Here is an 18037-nt window from a genome sequence, read left to right on the forward strand (position 1 = left end):
GGAAGCTCTCGACCGGATGTGTTCAACGCGGCTTGATTGCGATACCGGCGTTTCGGGAGGGTTCTTGTCGCAAGCATTTGCCCCCGCATCATTGCAAGGCACCCGACGCGCCGTTGAACGTTTTCTCATCGCGAGACGGCTGTTCGTCAAAGAACCAATACCCGAGCCGTTCTCAGCGCTTCTTGATCGCTACAGATGGCATCTATCGGAGGTGCGTGGCCTTACCAGCGCGACCGTGGAACAGCACATCGCAACAGTGAAGTGCTTGCTCGCGCACGCTTTGCCAGCTGGCGCCCCGCTGCATGCGTTGTCAGCTGCCACAGTCGAACGGTTCGTAATGACCAATGCGCGGCGCATTAAGCGACAAACCCTACAGCACGTTGTCGCTCGCCTCCGCGCCTTTCTTAGGTTTTGCTTCGACCAGGGCGAGATCCGGCAACGGCTCGACGCAATTGACGCGCCGCGCGCCTACCGAGGTGAACGACCGCCTCGAGCTCTGGCTTGGCCGCTTGTAAAGCGGCTGCTGCGCTCCATCGACCGATCGGAGCGGCTTGGCTGGCGAGACTACGCGATCCTCCATTTGATGGCGCATTACGGCCTGCGGCCCTCCGAGATCATCGCACTGACGCCTGGCTCCATCGATTGGGATAGCCGGACGCTCCGCGTCAAGCAGTGTAAGACCAGATCAGATCTGGCGCTTCCTCTAGCCGAACAAACCATACGCATCCTCAGGCGCTATCTGCGCCGCGGCCGGCCCGGCGGGGCGCACCGCGAACTTTTCCTCCGCGCAAGCACCCCGGTAGGTCCCCTCACGCACTACGCCATAGGCGATCTCTACCAGAAGCGCGCACGTCAGAGCGGTCTGCCGCTGCAGGATACATCCTCCTACTGCCTGCGCCATTCGTTTGCGATGCGTCTGCTCGATCGTGGTGTCGGCATCAAGGTGATCGGTGATCTGCTCGGCCATCGAACTCTGGAGAGCACCTGTGTCTATCTCCGGCTGCAGACCGGGGCCCTACGAGAGGTCGCGCTTCCTCTGCCAACGGCGACCATCGGCATCGAGGAGGACGCAGCATGAGCGCGACCTTATCGGCGAGCGCGTTCAACCAAGCGGTTGACCGTTATTTGCAGAGGCAACGTTCACTCGGGCGCGGCTATGTTCATGAGGAGCGCGTAATCGACGCTCTGCGTCTATTTCTGGAGAAGAACACCTGTACTGACCTCGATCAAGCGCTCTTCGAGGGATGGTGCGTGTCTCAAGGTCATCTTTCTGCAAACACGCGGCGCAATCGCCAGCGTATCGTGCGCAACTTTTGTCTCTATCGTCAGCGTACCGAGCCAAGTTGTTTCGTTCCGGATATCAATCGCTTCCCACGTCGGAGCCCCCATGCACCGCCGATCATCTTTGGGGCGGCCGAAGTCGCCAGGATGTTGGCCATAGCCGATCGTTTGGCTCCGACGTCAAGTTCGCCGCTGCGGCCAGCGGTGATGCGACTTGCCGTGGTCCTGCTCTACACCGCGGGGCTCCGTAGGGGCGAACTGCTGCGTCTCACCTTGGCCGACGTCAATGCCCGCTATGGCATTTTGCACATTCGTGCGTCGAAGTTCCACAAGTCGCGGATCGTCCCGTTGTCGCCGGATGCCTGTCGGGAGCTGAGGTTGTACCTCAGGAAGCGGTTTCGATCACCTTTGAGCCATTCGGCGGATTCACCCTTACTTTGCAATACCAAGGGGTGCGTGCGCGGCTACACAGGTACCGGACTGCGGGAAGGAGTCCAAACGCTATTCCAAATTGCCAACGTTCGAGGCCCCGACGGGCGAATCCCGCGGGTGCATGACTTTCGTCATAGCTTTGCCGTTGGGTCGCTGTTGCGATGGTACCAGCAAGGGGCGGATGTCCAATCCAATCTGCCAAAGCTTGCGATGTACATGGGGCACGTCTCAATTGTTTCGACTGCCTATTACCTCCGTTGGATTCCACAACTTTCTGCTGCGGCCAGCGATCGGCTCGAGAGGCATTTCGGCCACCTCATCACAGGAGGTGCCGCATGAGATCCCAAAGACCTAACGAGCTCGGCAAGAGCATCGAGCGCTTCTTCCGAGAGTATCTGCCGACGCTCCGGGGCACCAGCCGACACACCATACGCAACTACCGGGATGCACTCGTTCTGTTCCTGCGCTTTACTTCGTCGCAAACGGCCAAGGCTATCGAGGATCTCGATCTTGTCGATTTCACGGCGAAGCAGGTGCAGGACTTCCTGGCGTTTCTGGAGGCTGAGCGTCACAATGGAGTAGCCACTCGCAATGCGCGGCTTGCGGCGCTGCATACGTTCTCTCGCTTTCTGGCAACCGAACAGCCCGCCTATCTCGCCGAACTGCAGCGCGTGCTAGGCGTACCGTTCAAACGCGGCGCGCGGAGCAAGCCGATCGAATACCTTGAGCCGCAGGAAGTCGAAGCGTTGCTCAAATCGATCGACCGGTCCACAGAACGGGGCAAGCGCGACTATGCATTGTTCGCACTGATGCTCAACACTGGAGCCCGTGTTCAGGAGATCCTCGATCTGCGGCCGTGCGACATCCGCACTGATCCTCCTCATCAAATCCGGCTGCGCGGCAAGGGCGACAAAACGCGATTGTGTCCAATTTGGCCGCAAACCGCACGACTTCTGCAAGAACTGTCGAACAGTGCTGCTCATTCGGGAGGCCGCGACGCTCCGCTGTTCGTGAACCGCCAGGGCAACAAGTTGACCCGCTTTGGCGTTCGTTACCTGCTCAAGAAGCACATCACGGCCGGAGCCAACGCAACCCGCACGCTGCAGCAGAAGCGGATTCATCCCCATTCCTTGCGGCATACGACCGCCATCTTTCTCCTGAAGGCGGGAGTCGACTTCGCGACCATCAGCCAATGGCTTGGGCATTCGTCGCTGAACACAACCATGATCTATGCAAGGGCGGACATCGATCTAAAACGCCAAGCGCTTATGCAGGTGTTCCCCGAGATCCTCGCACCGCCTCGCGCCGGGCACGTCTCTTCTGCGGCGATCAACATTGTTGATTGGCTGAAGAGGCTATGACCTACAGGGTAAATTATGTGGAGTTGGGGGCTGTCAAAAACCGGACCAGCGCCGACTGTCAACCCTCAACTCCACATCACTGCGCGCTGCACATAAGTCCAAAATTAGGAGATCGACGGTGGCGATGCTCTTCATCCGCGAGGCGAGTCGGCCATCGCCTCGGGCAAGGTCCAGTTCTTCGATCAAGCGCGGCAACCGGGTGTAAAGTACAGAGAAGTTGTCTCGACAGGCCTTGTGGCCGAGTGCACAGCCTAGCCAGCTTTTCCCGACGCCGGTCGGCCCGACAATGGCGCAATTCTCATGGTTCTTGATCCAGTCTCCCTTGAGCAGCGTGTCGAACAAGCGGCGGTCGAGCCCACGGGGAGCGCGGTAGTCGATATCCTCGGGCACGGCATGATGACGCAGCTTTGCCTTGCGAAGACGAAGCGCCAGGCGCCGGTTGTTACGCCAAGTCGCTTCATGGTCCAGCAGCAACGCCAGCCATTCAGCGTGAGCGAGACCCTGGACATCCTCATTGTCGGTGAGGCTCGTGAAGGCCTCGGCCATGCCGGTAAGGCCGAGCCGGGTAAGCAAGTGGAGTGTGGGGTGTGTCAGCATTGTCTCCCCTTCTAGTGATAATAGTCCGAGCCTCTGATGTTGGTGTGTATGATCGGCTCGCGCTCGGGCGACGCGGGCGTTCGATCGAGCCCCTTCTCGAGGATCGATTTGACGCTGGGGTAGTTGCGCGCCTGGATCTCGAGCGCGCGCAGGGCGGCCGCCTCGAGGCGCTCGGCGCCAAAGCGCTTCTCAAGCCGGAGGATCCCCAGGCACGAACGATAGCCCTGTTCGGGATGCGGCCGATCCTCGATGATCCGGTCGACCAGCTGGCGCAGCATCGGGCCAATCCGGGTTGCCTCGCTGCGGATCTTTGCCGGCGTCCACTCGCCATAGCGCCGGTGGCTGGAAGGCATGTGGGCGCTGATCGTCGTGTGCCGCCCGTTGCCGCTGCCGCGCATGTGTGCAGCGATGCGCTCGCCGCCCAGGAAGATTTCAACCGTTCGCGCGCAGATCCGCGCTTCGACTGTCAATCGGCATTGGACTGGGACCCCCGATCGGCATCCAAAAGGCCCCCCTTTGATCGGCGCGTTCTGCTGGTAGCGCTCGTCTCGTCGGAGCTGGTCGGGATAGCGGAGGCGAGACGAGCGCGGGTGATTTGATCGTCGTCTCGGCTTTTGAATCGCCAGCTGTCGTTGCCGGTCTCGACGATGTCGCAGTGGTGAGTCAGCCGGTCGAGCAGCGCGGTGGTCATCTTGGCGTCGCCGAACACGACAGAGTACCCCTATTTTGGAACGGGTCGTGTCTCACGTCACGATCATCGACCCGCATCATTTTCTGTTCGGGCACCGGCTTGAGGTGCTGAAGGAGCGGTCGGGGCGCGGTCCTGCCTACATCGTTGTCGCGCTGCCGGACGGACGTCCGCGGGCGGTTCGGATCGCGTCGACCGATCTTGCCGAGACGTCGATCACTTCGCGCCCGAACGCCGCCGATCTGCCGTGCATCAGTGCACGGACGCTGATCCCATTGATGCAACATTTGAGCGCGAGTCTGGACCTTCTCGACGAGAAGGTGATTCGCGATGACCCACCGACCGCTTCCAGGTCGCGTTGCGTATCGACCCCTGCCGACCTTGGCAGATCCACCCGGCCGTCCGACGGCCGACGTTCCGCGCCTGTGGCCCAATCTGTCGACCGCGACGCAAACCCAGATTGCTCAAACAATCGCCGCGCTGATGCGGCGAATGCAAGCGATCCCCGGCACGCCCGGAAGGGGACTGGGTCGTGCTGATCAGCTCGAACATCGCTGACGAGCGGCTCACGACCGCACACCGAGCCAAGTTGGCCTATGTCTACGTGCGGCAGTCATCCGTGAACCAGGTGCGCCAGCATCAGGAGAGCACCGAGCTACAGTACCGCCTTGTCGACCGCGCCATCGGTCTAGGCTGGCCGCCTGAGCGCGTCCAGGTGATTGACGAGGACCTGGGCAAATCCGGTGCTGGCGGTGTGGATCGTCATGGTTTCCAGAAGCTCATTGCCGAGATCGGCCTTGGCAACGCCGGTCTGGTGGTGAGTCTCGACGCTTCTCGCTTGGCCCGCAATAACCGGGACTGGCATCAGCTTCTCGAACTGTGCTCGGTGTTCGGCGTGGTCATTGCGGATGGCGAACGGCTTTACGACCCGCGCGCCTACCACGACCGCCTGCTGTTGGGCTTGTCCGGCATCATGAGCGAGGCGGAGTTGCATCAGCTTCGGATGCGGCTTCACCAAGGGGAACGCCAGAAGGCGGCGCGGGGCGAACTGCGGCTGCCCCTGCCAGCCGGGCTCGCCTATGATCGAACGGGCACAATTATTCTCAATCCCGATGAGGAGGTGCAGGCCCGTTTTCATCTCGTGTTTGCCAAATTCCGGGAACTGCAAAGCGCTCGCCGTGTGATGCGTTACCTGGACAGGAATGGATTGTCCTTGCCGGTTCGGCCGCTGCTTGGACCATCTCCACACGAGGTCGTCTGGCGTGCGCCAGATAGTGCACGCGTCCTTAATATCCTTCAGAATCCGGCCTATGCTGGGGCCTATGTTTATGGCCGCCGGCAAAAGGATCCGAGCCGATGCCGGCCGGGATCGCTGACGGGAACGGTCAAGGTGGCGATCGCGGATTGGGCGGTTTGCCTCCACGCCGCTCACCCAGGCTATATCAGCTGGGAGGAGTTCATGGCCAACCAGGGGCGACTGGCAGATAACGTTTGCCGCTATGAGGCAGGACACTCTGGCGTACCGCGCAAGGGGGCAGCCTTGTTACAAGGAATTGCGGTCTGCGGTCGTTGTGGACGGCGCATGAGCATGCGCTACACGGGCCCGCATGCCGACTATCCGGTCTATTGCTGCCGCTCGGATCGGGACCAGCAAGGCAGTGCACTATGTCAGGAAGTCCGGGCCTTGGCGGTTGACGCGCTGGTTGAGCGGATAGTCCTCGATGCCCTGGTGCCAGATCAGATTGAGATCGCACTCGCGGCCGCGGGCCAACTGGAGCAGGAGAACCGTCAGCTCGAGCGCCAGTGGGCGCTTCGCGTGGAGCGCGCCCGCTACGAGGCCGAGCGCGCTCGGCGTCAGTATGACGCCGTAGAGCCCGAGAACCGTCTTGTGGCGCGCTCACTTGAGCGGGCTTGGGAAGACAAGCTGCGTGTCGTCGAGGCGGTCGAGCAGCAGCATGCGCGTTGGCGCGCGCAGAGCCGCTTCTGATTGGCCCGGCGGAACGCACAGGGCTACAAGCGCTCGGCGAGAACCTGCCGCGGATTTGGAACGCGGCCACCACGTCGGCAGCCGATCGCAAGCGTATTCTGCGATTTGTGATCCGCGAAGTCGTTCTTGATCAGAAGCGGACCCGAGGTCAGGTGTGGTTCAAGATCGTCTGGCAGACCGGCGCAACCAGTGAGCATCACGTGCAACGGCGCGTTCAGGCCTACCGCAACTACATCGACATTGATCGGTTGCGGCAACGGATCGTCGAGTTGAACGCTGAACACAAGATGGATGGCGAGATCGCGGCAATACTCAATCAGGAAGGCTTCGTCGCGGCCCGAGGCTGCGCCTTCAAGGGCGAGAATGTCTGGCTGTTGCGGACCCGCTGGAGCATTCCTACCGTCAAAATCAACGGCGTGGACAAGAATCCGATGCGCTGGCCCGATGGGAGCTTCTCAATTCAGGGCGCAGCTGCCGAGCTCGGTGTAACTCCGCAAACGGTGTTCGATTATCTCGCGCGCGGAATGCTGACAGGTCGCCAATTAACCAAAGGCCAGCCTTGGCAGATCGAGCTCTCAGACGAACAAATGAGTCAGCTTCGCAACCGGGTACGACGCACCAAGCGTTCGAAGAAGGAGGCATCATGAAGTCATCGGCTCGCCGAACACACTAGGCCACTCGCCGAAGGCAAGGTTGGTCGTGACGATCACGGAGGCGCGCTCGTAGAGCCGGCTGACGAGGTGGAACAGAAGCTGGCCACCGGACTGGGCGAAGGGCAGATAGCCGAGTTCGTCCAGCACGATGAAGTCCATCCGGGTTAGGTGCTCGGCGAGCCGGCCCTGACGTCCGCTGCGGGTCTCGGCCTCGAGGCGGTTGACGAGGTCGACCACATTGTAGAAGCGGCCGCGGGCGCCGCTGCGGATGCAGCTTCTTGCGATGGCTATGGCAAGATGGGTCTTGCCGGTTCCAGTACCGCCGACCAGGACGACGTTGCGCTGCTGAGCGATGAAGCCGCCGCCAGCGAGATCATTGACGAGCGTCTGGTTGATCGGCGTTCCGTCGAACTGGAAGTCGGCGATATCCTTGGCAAGCGGCAGCTTGGCAATGGTGAGCTGGTATTTGATCGACCGGGCCTGCTTCTCGTTGATTTCGGCGTTGAGCAGGTCGCCGACGATGCGCTGGGGTTCGTGCTGGCGTTTGATCGCGGTCGCCATGATCTCGTCGAAGGCGGCCTTCATGCCATAGAGCTTGAGCTCGCCCATGAGGTCGAAGATTTGAGTTCGTTCCATCAGCTGGTCCTCCTAAGGTTGTCGTAACGGGAACAGTCGGCGATCGGCGCATGGCGAAGCGTTAGCGCCGCCGGCGTCATGATGTTGGCCGGTGGAGCGGGTTCGCGTTGCCGGGCCAGGATGTTGATCACGACATCGGCGGAGTGGACGCCGTGGCCGAGCGCTTCGGCACAGGCGGCTTCCACCGCCGGCAGACCGTCGGTCAGCACCGCGTTGAGGATGTCGACCATCTGCCGATTGCCATCGTCGGTGCTGGCGAGCCTGCGCCGGATCCGTTCGATCGCTGCCGGCAACACCCAGTCCTTGAAGGGAGCGCCATTGCGCAAGGCGCCGGGTTTGCGAGCAAGCACCGGCACATAGTGCCAGGGATCGTAGGTCGTCTCGCCACGTCCGAAGGATCGTGGATGTTCTGCGACGATGCGCCCATCCTGGCGGATCACGATGCGGTCGGCATAGGCCTGGACCTCGACCGGGCGCCCGACCGCGCTGGCTGCGACCGAGTATTTGTTATTGTCGAAGCGCACCAGACAGGTCTTGGAGACCGATGCCGTCACCGCATGGAAGCCGTCGAAGCGGCCGGCATAGGGAACGAGCTTGGGACGCTCGGCTTCGAACACCTCCCAGACCGTCTGCTCGACCAGCTCCGGATGGCGATGAACCTTGGCGTAGCTGATGCACTTGTCGAGCAGCCAGGCGTTCAACTCGTCCAGGTTTTTGAACCGCAGCCGTGGCGTGAAGAAGCGCTCCCGGACCAGCCCGACCTGGTTCTCGACCTGGCCCTTCTCCCAGCCCGAGGCCGGTGTACAGGCGACCGGATCGACCAGATAATGGCTGCACATCTGCAGGAAGCGGCGATTGTAGAGGCGATCCTTGCCGACGAAGATTGTCTCGACCGCGGTCTTCATGTTGTCGTAGATGCCGCGACTGCAGGTGCCCTTGAACAGCGCGAACGCCCGGTCGTGGGCGTCGAACACCATCTCCTGCGTCTCCCGCGGATAGGCCCGCACGAACAGCATGCGGCTGTGGCAGAGCCGGACGTGGGCGACCTTCACCATCACCGTGGTGCCGCTCAACAGCACCACCTCGTGGCTCCAGTCAAACTGATAGGCCTCGCCTGGCGCAAAGCTCAGCGGCACATAGGCTGATGCTGTCGAGGCGCCGCGCTCCCGGCTCCAGCGTCGCGCGTAGCGACGAACCGCGTCATAGCCGCCGACATAGCCCTGGCCGCGAAGCTCTTCGAACAACCGGATCAGCGTCAGCCGTTCCCGCGCCGCCTTGCTCTCATTTGCCGCCAGCAGCCGGTCAAGCTCAGAACTCCACGGCCCCATCTTCGGGAGCGGCTGCGTCTCGCGTTCGTACCGGAACTCAGTTGCTTGAGAACGGATAACCTTGCGGACCACCTTCCGCGACACGCCGAGTTCTCTGCAGATCGCCTTGATCGGGCGACCATCAACAAAATAGGCGCGACGGATCTTGGCAATCGTCTCCACCACCAGCATCCCAACCTCGGCTTCCATGACCCAATGGAAGCCACTGTGGACCCTTGACCCGGGGTCCCGATTGGATGCCGATCACCCCGAATACGGGGTCCTTATTCCACGCCGAAACACACATTACTGCGATCGTGAGATCGCTGAGATTCTCAATCAGAACGGATGGCGCACATGGGAGGCAAAGCCGTTCAATCTGAAGAAGATCGCCTTCATTCGAGGTGCCTACAAACTGGCGAGTCGATACGATCGACTGCGCCACTGTGGTATGCTCACGACGCGCGAGGTCGCAGCGAGGTTTGGCATTGCCAAGACCACCGTGCAGGAGTGGGGCCGTCAGGGGCTCATCAAACAGTGCTACGCTGACAGCCTTAACCGTGGACTGTGGGAGATCCCATCAAATACGACTATCCTTAAAGGCCGCGGCGGCCGCCGCTCCCGCAAACCACAAACAACATCTACCACCGCGCAACTGTCAGGATGAGGTGCAATATGAAGCAATCGCCTTGTCCTTTGGCCGCCTCGGCCTCGCCGCCAGGATCGCGGTGCCGTAATGACCGGCCATCTCGGCATAGGTTCGGTTGATCCCGGGATCGTAGCGATCGGGGTTGGTCACGGCGGCCTTGAGATTATCGCAGACCACGAACTTCGGCACGCCGCCGAGATACCCGAACAGGTTGGCATGCACGCCGATCCAGTCGGACAGGCTCTCGCTTGGGCAGGCCTCGGCGTAGGTGTAGTTCGAGGCCCCGATCGCCGCGACGAACAGCTTCATGGCGCGCACTTCGCCGGTGATGGGATCGAAGATGTCGATGGTGTCGCCAGCGAAATCGACGAACACCTTCTCCCCACCGATGTGGGTCTGACGCATGCTCGGCTGCGCCCGCTGCTTCCATGCCTCGAAAGTCGTGCAAAACCAGGTATAGCCAAAGCCGTCCGGATTGGCGGCGCGATACTCTTCCCACAACAGCAGGCGTGTCACGCTGCGCCGGCGTAGCTCCTTCTCCACATAAACCCAGTCGGGGGACGGTCGTCGGTCGCTTTGCGAGGCAGCCTTTGGCGCCGGGAACAGCAGCAGCTCCAGGCCCTCGTCATCCATGCCCTCCGGCAGCGGCCAGCTCAGCCCGGCAAGGCGGGCGCGACGCACGTAGCCATGCACGACACCATTGCTCACTCCCAACGTCCGCGCGATGACGCGCTCGGTCAGGCCCTGATGCCTCAAACGTAGAACTTCTCGGATCCGGCGCATCGACAATCTCTGGGTAGGCATCAGGCTTCCTCATTGGTTGAATGAGAAACCCGTAGCCCGGTTGAGTTGTCGGCCGAAGCGTCCGGCACCGCCAAAAGGTGCTCACGATCGCCTGAAATCGCTGCTCACGATCCTCTGAAATCGTTGCTCACGATGCGCTGAAATCCGTGCTCACGATCCCGCGAAACGCGCACCAAGACGTTATCAATCCGGTGAGATGGATCGCACTGGCCGCATCTCCAAGCGTGGCAACCACCAGATGCGGACTTATTTGTTCGAGGCCGCGAACGTCCTGCTGACCGTTGTCAGGCGAGGTTCTGCGCTCAAGCGCTGGGGCAGCAAGCTGGCCAAACGCATCGGCGCAAAGAGGGCCAAGGTTGCCGTCGCTCGCAAAATGGCTGTGATCCTCCATGCCATCTGGACCGATGGCACCGAATTCCAGGCAGAGATGCGCACCGCATGAACAAGTCTTAAACCAACTCAGATCCGCCTCCGGCGGAACAAGCGTCCCTGCCGGGACGAAGGTGTGGGCAATCTCGAAGTCGTCCCTGCGGGCTTCCATGCACCGCGCTCTTCACATCGAGATGCCACACCTCTTGAACGCCATCATGCGGCGCTCCTGCATCGAGACGACCGCGGAAAGAACCATGAACCCGGCAGTGGATCACTTTTGTTTGTCGGGGTTGACACTGTGCCCGCGATTAAAGAACGGACAACTACTTGTCCCATCTCGCCGACTACGCATATCGCAGTTCCCCTCTGCGAGACGTCCAGCCCAACGTATTGCTTCATCATAGATGCTCCGAATCGTTTGATTGCGAGAGCTCGACAATAGCGAGAGTACCTCCCTCCCGAACGTCGACCGCAATTACGTCATCGTTTGCAAATTTGAGCAGTTCCGGATGGCGTTTGACATATCGGGGGGACAGCCACCATCATGACCCCTTGCTCGGAGCAGGGCCCCCCGCTTCAAAAGTGAGCTGTTCTGTAATCGAATCTGGACCGACGGCAAATGATGGAGCGGGCTGATTATTCTGCCCTGCCTGGATGTCCTGGCGAAGCTCCTGTTCCAGTCGGAGAAGCCCCTCTGGATCGGCTGGAGAAGGCATAGATTGATCATCCGGATGTTCGAGCACTCGCCGAAGCTCGGCTGGAGACATCTGCTTTGGGTCGAACGCGACGTGCTCTTCCGACGCCCATTTGGGGCTGTGCTGGAAGTCCAGGGGGAGATACATTGATAGATTGGGCAGTGGACCCCGCTCGTGAGCCCACTGATCTGCCGGGCCTGAGTTAGATGCCACTCCCGACGGCGCCGGTTCATCATCGAGTAGTTGCCGAAGCTCCTCCGGTTCAAAAGCGAGCTGTTCTGTATCGAAATCTGGACCGACGGCAAATGATGGAGCGGGCTGATTATTCTGCCCTGCCTGGATGTCCTGGCGAAGCTCCTGTTCCAGTCGGAGAAGCCCCTCTGGATCGGCTGGAGAAGGCATAGATTGATCATCCAGATGTTCGAGCACTCGCCGAAGCTCGGCTGGAGACATCTGCTTTGGGTCGAACGCGACGTGCTCTTCCGACGCCCATTTGGGGCTGTGCTGGAAGTCCAGGGGGAGATACATTGATAGATTAGGCAGTGGACCCCGCTCGTGAGCCCACTGATCTGCCGGGCCTGAGTTAGATGCCACTCCCGACGGCGCCGGTTCATCATCGAGTAGTTGCCGAAGCTCCTCCGGTTCAAAAGCGAGCTGTTCTGTATCGAAATCTGGACCGACGGCAAATGATGGAGCGGGCTGATTATTCTGCCCTGCCTGGATGTCCTGGCGAAGCTCCTGTTCCAGTCGGAGAAGCCCCTCTGGATCGGCTGGAGAAGGCATAGATTGATCATCCAGATGTTCGAGCACTCGCCGAAGCTCCGCTGGAGACATCTGCTCTGGGTCGAACGCGACGTGCTCTTCCGACGCCCATTTGGGGCTGTGCTGGAAGTCCAGGGGGAGATACATTGATAGATCAGGCAGTGGCCCCCGCTCGTGAGCCCACTGATCTGTCGGGCCTGAGTTAGATGCCACTCCCGACGGCGCCGGTTCATCATCCAGTAGTTGCCGAAGCTCCTCCGGTTCAAAAGCGAGCTGCCCTGAATCGAAATCTGGACCGACGGCAAATGATGGAGCGGGCTGATTATTCTGCCCTGCCTGGATGTCCTGGCGAAGCTCCTGTTCCGGTCGGAGAAGCCCCTCTCGATCGGCTGGAGAAGGCATAGATTGATCATCCAGATGTTCGAGCACTCGCCGAAGCTTCCCCGGAGACATCTGCTCTGGATCGAACGCGACGTGCTCTTGGACGAAAACCGACGGGGCGGGTTGATCATCCCGTGGTCTTGGAATCTGCTCGGGCCGCCTGCCAGCTTCCTGCCACGCGCTGTGCTGCGCAGCGGCGTTGCCGACGCCTTTCGGCTCCATCCGTACCGCCTTCTCGGAATTGACGCGGGCGACCTTCTGGGGGGGAGGATTGGAGTTAGTGTTGCCGCGTCCTATCGGCGCGCCCGTCGACCAGAAGGTCCGGAGATGGTTTAATGCGCGAAAGAAGTTTACGCGACTAGCTGTTCCGGTGAACTCGAACACGTCACCGGCATCGCTCAGCGACTCACTCTTGAGCCGAGCAGCAATGCTCGGCTTGTCTTTTGCGAAGAGCCAACGGCTAAAGCTACGAAGAGGGCCTACATACTGCTCCACCGTGGTGGCGGCCATCCCAGCCTCGATGAGGGCCTCCTCAAGACTCGAGATAACGGGAACATCCTCGGCATAAAGAGGCGGCGTGCCGCGTCCTATCGGCGCGCCCGTCGACCAGAAGGTCCGGAGATGGTTTAATGCGAGAAAGAAGTTTACGCGACTAGCTGTTCCGGTGAACTCGAACACGTCACCGGCATCGCTCAGCGACTCACTCTTGAGCCGAGCAACAATGCTCGGCTTGTCTTTTGCGAAGAGCCAACGGCTAAAGCTACGAAGAGAGCCTACATACGGCTTCACCGTGGTGGCGGCCATCCCAGCCTCGATGAGGGCCTCCTCAAGACTCGAGATAACGGGAACATCCTCGGCATAAAGAGGCGGCGTGTCGCGTCCTATCGGCGCGCCCGTCGACCAGAAGGTCCGGAGATGGTTTAATGCGCGAAAGAAGTTTACGCGACTACCTGTTCCGGTGAACTCGATCACGTCACCGTCATCGCTCAGCGACTTACTCTTGAGCCGAGCAGCAATGCTCGGCTTGTCTTTTGCGAAGAGCCAACGGCTAAAGCTACGAAGAGAGCCTACATACGGCTTCACCGTGGTGGCGGCCATCCCAGCCTCGATGAGAGACTCCTCAAGACTCGAGATAACGGGAACATCCTCGGCATAAAGAGGCGGCGTCTCGCGCCCCGGGTGGATGACGGGCGTGGTTACGCCCGTCGACCGAAATTTCCGGAGATGATTTAACGCCTTAAGGAGTTTATTATTTTTACCCTCTGCGGTGAACTCGCGTACGTCACCGTCATCGCTCAGCGCCTCACTGTCGAGCCGAGCGACAATGCTCGCTCTGTTGTTTGCGAAGAGCCAACGGCTGAAGTTAAGAAGAGAACTTGCATACTGCCTCGCCGGGGTGGCGGTCATGCCGCCCTTGATGAGGGCCGCCTCAAGGCTCAAGATAACGGGACCATCCTCCGAATAAAGAGGCCGCTTGTCCCGCTTTTCCGTTATCACAATTCCCGTTGAGTGAGCCGACTGCAGCGCCAAGGCTGACGGCATTGCTCCACCACCTCCACTTGAATTCGCGATCTCGCCTAGCTGCCGCTCAAGCGGAACGCCTTGCGGATTGTTTCGGATCCTCGGCTTCTTTACCGGTCTCAACTCAGCTGTGCCATGCTCATCGTTGATTACGACCTCCTCGCTTGACAGGAGGTTGCTCCTGGCAAGTGCATCCATCAGCTCATCGCGGGACTGCTGGCCGTCGCTAGACACATTGGGGCGCAGGCTACCGCGCGACCCCCAATCGGGCATCGCCCAATCGGCCAGGCGCGCCGCTGCCATTTGCTGCTCAAAGGCTTCTTGCTCCGCCCGGTCTGCCTGCTGATCATCCATCAGTGCGTGCTGCACCTCTGAGGAGGCCGCTACATTGGAGGGGTCAAAATTGTGCGGGTCCACGCTAGCCTCTCGTCTACAGATCAACTGAGAAGCCTACCCGGGCAAGCTTTCGAGAAGCTGACGAGGCACTCGCCCGTGAAGCCACGCAGCTCCCAAATCACGAAATCGGGATACGGGGAGTCTCGCGACTCCGCCCCTCCCACACCACCGGACACACGGTCCGTATCCGGCGGTTCGGTGGATCATGCGGGCTGCTGCGCCGCGAGGAAGCCAAGCTGAGTGCGTTGAGGAACGCGATTGGCAGTAACCGGCATGAGGCCCCCACCTAGCCACCCCTCGGCTTGCGCGCGATACAGCCTGGCATGAGCTGATCGGTGGAGGTGGAACGATGGCAAATGCCATGCTTGATGCCAGGCAGGAAGATGACTCCTATCGTCGCGTCGAGGTGATCACTGGGGAGCGCCGACGGCGTCGGTGGACGGGCGAGGAGAAGGCCCGGATCGTGGCGGAGAGCTTTGGGGAGAGTGCGAACATCTCCGAGGTTGCGCGGCGCAATGGCGGTTCGCGGGGGCTGCTTACGGTGTGGCGACGCCAAGTTGAATGCCGGAGAATGCGTCCGGCGGCTCTTTTTCGTCATCTTCGCTCCTGATTCGCAGCAAGAATCCTCGCCGCTGTCAGGCAGAAAATCCACTCAAGCTACTGTCCGAATTTGCGGGGCCAGCTCAATACAACACCAAGCGCGGCGGGACATCGATGCCTGACCACAGGTCGAGATAGTAGCGGCCGTTAGGTGAAAACTCAATGTGATGGTTGGCCGGCTCAGGAGTGAGCGCGGTCAGTCCGCTCCCATCGAAGTCGACACGGTAAGCATGGACAAAATAGGGATCTTCCCCTTTTTCCTTCCCGCTCGCACCAAACCAAATCTGGCGCTTGACCGGATCGACGTAGTAGACCGCGCGAACCACCCAATCTCCTCTAGTGATCTGGTTTTTGAGCTCACCGGTTCGGCCATCGAAGAGGTACAGATGCTCGTATCCATCGCGCTCGGACGCCCAGATGATCTCCTTTCCGTCCTCAACGTCGTAGCGGAAGAACTTTCCAGTATTCCGCTGGTTCATCACTAGAGGCTGGTAATCGATGAAGGTAATGCTGCGCTCATCAATCAGAGCGCGCACCTTACCTGTAGCAGCTTCCACCTCGACAAGGCGATAGAGTTGGTGCCCGCGCTGATTATACTCGAAGGTGAACCCGCGACCATCTTTCCACCACTTGATCGGCGAAAGGTGGTAGGGATTTGGAAAGGAAGCATTGTCGATTTCAATCTTGCTCTGCATGATGATGTCAAACAGCACCGGCTGGAGCAGTGGCAAGGCATCACCCGGCTTCGGATACGTCATCGTCGAATATCTAGGTTGAAGCTCGTCCGTCGGGGACGATTCGATGTAGTGGATCTGACGTTTGTGGCCTGGACGGATGCGGTAAGCCGCGAGGTGACGCGAATCTGGAGACCATCTTAGCGTCGAGAAAGCATAGTAGTTGCCTTCCGATCCGTCCCAGGTCAAAGGGATGTCCTGCAAGCCGTCCTCGCTGCGCAGGAAGATATTGTATTTTGTAGTATAGGCCAACCATTTGCCGTCAGGGGATATGCTTGTGTTCTCCGGATCGTTCTCCGCGGGCGGGGTGGGATCATAGCCCATCTGTTGATGGACGTCCGGGTGCATGGCATTGGCTGTGCAGCCATAGCTTACGAGATCGCATGTCCACCGGGTGTTGTCGATGTTGAAGGTGATCATGCGAGCATCGTCGGCCAGCTCGAAACGGTCGAACGGCAGATTGTCGGCTTTATAGTTCTCGAGGCTTGCCCTGGCCAGCGCCGCCGCGAGGCGGGTATGATCAAAAGCCGGCTGCTTTCCGCCAGTGGCGGCATCGACCCGCATGAACTGGTGCTTGCCTTGAGTCGTCCGTCGGTAGACGAACGCTTCGCCCTCTGCGAGCCAGAACGGAACGTCGGGCATATTGACAGTGAGCTGGTTATATTGAGCGCCGATCGTGAGCGCTCGCTCGTAATCGGACGGCACCAGCAGCGGCTTTGCAATGTTGTCGGCCGGAGCCTGCGCGGCTGCCAATCCCTGCTGACCCAGCAGCGCAAGCATGAAAGCGCCAAGCTTGTACATGTTCGTTCACTCGTCCTCGTTCTGTGGGGATAACGGAGGCTGGGGATGACCTCACGAAATGGCGCAGCTGCGTTCAGTGTCTCCTCCAAAGCCCAGCACTGGCCCGTGCGCACAAAGCGTCCTAAACGTTGCACGCAAGTCTTGCGCCAGAATCAGGTTCCAATCTTCCAGACATCTGAGTGGGCGACTGGGCGGCACGGTCTAAAGCTGTGATCACCGCTCTGGCCCCAGCCAGGGATGCAGGGGTATGGACGATGGCGCCATAGATAGATGGGCCGTAGGGGTCACTGAAGATGTCCGGCCATTGCCGCCACCGCCGTGCACGCAATGTAATTCTCGGTCCAGTTCCACAGTGTCGGATGAAACCTTCACCGCTGGATCGAGATCCGCCGATTTAGCGCCACCGCAGGCGGCAAGCGTAACTGCTGCCGCGCCCCGTACAAGAACTCCAGGTCGCATATCACCTCACGAACAACACATGTGCGCGCCAACCGCAACGACGCTCGATGTCGTAGCCTCGCTTCTACGCCCCTGGTGGTGAGCAGAATCCATGCCAGCGAAGCGATGCGCATTCCCGACGGCTTCCGATAGCTATGTCGCTTACGCGACAGGGCTAGCGATTGTTGAGGCACGCCGTATGTCTGACCTCGAACACACCAGAACGTCCTGCCGTAGCGGCCGGTCAGCTTTGCGGGCTGCAGTCTCGGTCTTCGTCGGCCGATGATGAATCAAGGCCGAGGAAGAACGCGTGGGCGACGCATGGAGGGCATCGTCAACTTAATCGACCGCCGAGACATGGAGGCGATTCTCGAAGGTTCGAGATTCGGCGATAGCGCTTGTCGTGGAGATTTCGCGCCAAGTCGCAAAGGCCCGTTCGCGCGAAGCACGACGGAAGTCGGCGGTGATAGCTCCGAGATAGCGGATGTGGAAAAGGTTCGCACCTGATCGTGAACTGACTGAAACCGTTGAGCCCAGTGGGACGATTTGAAACGCTTCATGATCCGCTCGCGTCGCCGCGTCGGCTGATGAGAATTCTCGGCCCGATTGTTGAGAGCTTTGCGCTAGCGAGGTTCAACCCTCGCGGCGCCGTACGAACGCAGCTTGTCCGTGATCATCACGCGCGGCGGCGTGCCGGCGGACTTAAAAGCCGCTGCGCAGCGCGCGAGTCTCTTCTCGACGCTGGATCAAGTCGTCGAGAGCGAAGCCCTTCTGGCCGACAGCGCGCCAGAGCCAATGTTTGTTCGCCCGCGATCGAGATAGCGACCTGGTCCAGATGCCATTTGTCACCGCGAGCGGGAGCGCGCTGGCGGATCCGATCGGAGAACGCCTCTACCCTTCTCGGTGTTGAAACTCTCCGGCGTGCCGTGCGTCGCCAGCGCC

At 60.3% G+C, this 18037-nt stretch carries 9 protein-coding genes and 9 pseudogenes; 9 read left to right on the plus strand and 9 right to left on the minus strand.

The window, feature by feature from the left end; all coding sequences use genetic code 11:
• Positions 1 to 64: 64 nt before the first annotated feature.
• The 3 genes from ACVWW6_RS43915 to ACVWW6_RS43925 are packed head-to-tail and all read left to right on the plus strand — an operon-like array spanning position 65 to position 3074.
• Entirely contained in the window at positions 65 to 1078 is a 1014-nt protein-coding gene (locus tag ACVWW6_RS43915; RefSeq protein WP_246740240.1) for a tyrosine-type recombinase/integrase, read from the plus strand.
• Positions 1075 to 2052, plus strand: a complete 978-nt coding sequence (locus ACVWW6_RS43920) for a tyrosine-type recombinase/integrase (protein WP_161532257.1) — start codon at positions 1075 to 1077, stop codon at positions 2050 to 2052. Before ACVWW6_RS43915 ends, ACVWW6_RS43920 begins: the two co-directional genes overlap by 4 nt.
• Positions 2049 to 3074, plus strand: coding sequence for a tyrosine-type recombinase/integrase (locus tag ACVWW6_RS43925; RefSeq protein ID WP_161532258.1), 1026 nt, complete (start codon positions 2049 to 2051; stop codon positions 3072 to 3074). Before ACVWW6_RS43920 ends, ACVWW6_RS43925 begins: the two co-directional genes overlap by 4 nt.
• A gap of 96 nt (positions 3075 to 3170) precedes the next feature.
• Here ACVWW6_RS43925 and ACVWW6_RS43930 read toward each other — a convergent pair.
• The 3 pseudogenes from ACVWW6_RS43930 to ACVWW6_RS43940 all read right to left on the minus strand — a co-directional run.
• Positions 3171 to 3671 (minus strand): annotated as a pseudogene (locus tag ACVWW6_RS43930) (ATP-binding protein); the annotation flags it as partial.
• Positions 3672 to 3682: 11 nt separating this feature from the next.
• Positions 3683 to 4144: pseudogene (locus ACVWW6_RS43935) on the minus strand (IS21 family transposase); the annotation flags it as partial.
• Positions 4138 to 4380, minus strand: a pseudogene (locus ACVWW6_RS43940) (ATP-binding protein); the annotation flags it as partial. The pseudogenes ACVWW6_RS43940 and ACVWW6_RS43935, both read right to left, overlap by 7 nt.
• Before the next feature lie 29 nt (positions 4381 to 4409).
• Between ACVWW6_RS43940 and ACVWW6_RS43945 the strand changes: the two are divergent.
• The 3 genes from ACVWW6_RS43945 to ACVWW6_RS43955 are packed head-to-tail and all read left to right on the plus strand — an operon-like array spanning position 4410 to position 6993.
• Complete coding sequence (locus ACVWW6_RS43945; protein WP_162131089.1) at positions 4410 to 4898, plus strand: hypothetical protein; 489 nt, start codon at positions 4410 to 4412, stop codon at positions 4896 to 4898.
• Entirely contained in the window at positions 4892 to 6346 is a 1455-nt protein-coding gene (locus ACVWW6_RS43950) for a recombinase family protein (RefSeq protein ID WP_456682977.1), read from the plus strand. Before ACVWW6_RS43945 ends, ACVWW6_RS43950 begins: the two co-directional genes overlap by 7 nt.
• Positions 6322 to 6993: a hypothetical protein gene (locus tag ACVWW6_RS43955; RefSeq protein WP_456682978.1), complete on the plus strand. Its 672-nt coding sequence runs from the start codon at positions 6322 to 6324 to the stop codon at positions 6991 to 6993. The genes ACVWW6_RS43950 and ACVWW6_RS43955 overlap by 25 nt, the downstream gene beginning before the upstream one ends.
• 15 nt (positions 6994 to 7008) lie before the next feature.
• Here ACVWW6_RS43955 and istB read toward each other — a convergent pair.
• Positions 7009 to 7635, minus strand: a pseudogene (istB, locus tag ACVWW6_RS43960) (IS21-like element helper ATPase IstB); the annotation flags it as partial.
• 8 nt (positions 7636 to 7643) lie between these two features.
• Positions 7644 to 9134 (minus strand): annotated as a pseudogene (istA, locus tag ACVWW6_RS43965) (IS21 family transposase); the annotation flags it as partial.
• Between the two features lie 61 nt (positions 9135 to 9195).
• Here istA (ACVWW6_RS43965) and ACVWW6_RS43970 point away from each other — a divergent pair.
• Complete coding sequence (locus ACVWW6_RS43970; RefSeq protein WP_161533435.1) at positions 9196 to 9609, plus strand: MerR family transcriptional regulator; 414 nt, start codon at positions 9196 to 9198, stop codon at positions 9607 to 9609.
• Positions 9610 to 9627: 18 nt separating this feature from the next.
• Here ACVWW6_RS43970 and istA (ACVWW6_RS43975) read toward each other — a convergent pair.
• Positions 9628 to 10395, minus strand: a pseudogene (istA, locus tag ACVWW6_RS43975) (IS21 family transposase); the annotation flags it as partial.
• A gap of 172 nt (positions 10396 to 10567) precedes the next feature.
• Between istA (ACVWW6_RS43975) and ACVWW6_RS43980 the strand changes: the two are divergent.
• A pseudogene (locus tag ACVWW6_RS43980) lies at positions 10568 to 10837 on the plus strand (transposase); the annotation flags it as partial.
• A 472-nt stretch (positions 10838 to 11309) separates the two neighbouring features.
• Here ACVWW6_RS43980 and ACVWW6_RS43985 read toward each other — a convergent pair.
• On the minus strand, positions 11310 to 14324 hold the full coding sequence (locus tag ACVWW6_RS43985; RefSeq protein ID WP_456682979.1) for a hypothetical protein: 3015 nt from the start codon (positions 14322 to 14324) through the stop codon (positions 11310 to 11312).
• Positions 14325 to 14883: 559 nt separating this feature from the next.
• Between ACVWW6_RS43985 and ACVWW6_RS43990 the strand changes: the two genes are divergently transcribed.
• Positions 14884 to 15132: a transposase gene (locus ACVWW6_RS43990; protein ID WP_456683245.1), complete on the plus strand. Its 249-nt coding sequence runs from the start codon at positions 14884 to 14886 to the stop codon at positions 15130 to 15132.
• 76 nt (positions 15133 to 15208) lie between these two features.
• Here ACVWW6_RS43990 and ACVWW6_RS43995 read toward each other — a convergent pair.
• Both ACVWW6_RS43995 and ACVWW6_RS44000 read right to left on the minus strand, forming a co-directional pair.
• A pseudogene (locus ACVWW6_RS43995) lies at positions 15209 to 16657 on the minus strand (DPP IV N-terminal domain-containing protein); the annotation flags it as partial.
• A gap of 777 nt (positions 16658 to 17434) precedes the next feature.
• Positions 17435 to 17981 (minus strand): annotated as a pseudogene (locus ACVWW6_RS44000) (IS6 family transposase); the annotation flags it as partial.
• Positions 17982 to 18037: the final 56 nt, after the last annotated feature.

The sequence above is a fragment of the Bradyrhizobium sp. USDA 3311 genome (assembly GCF_054062495.1).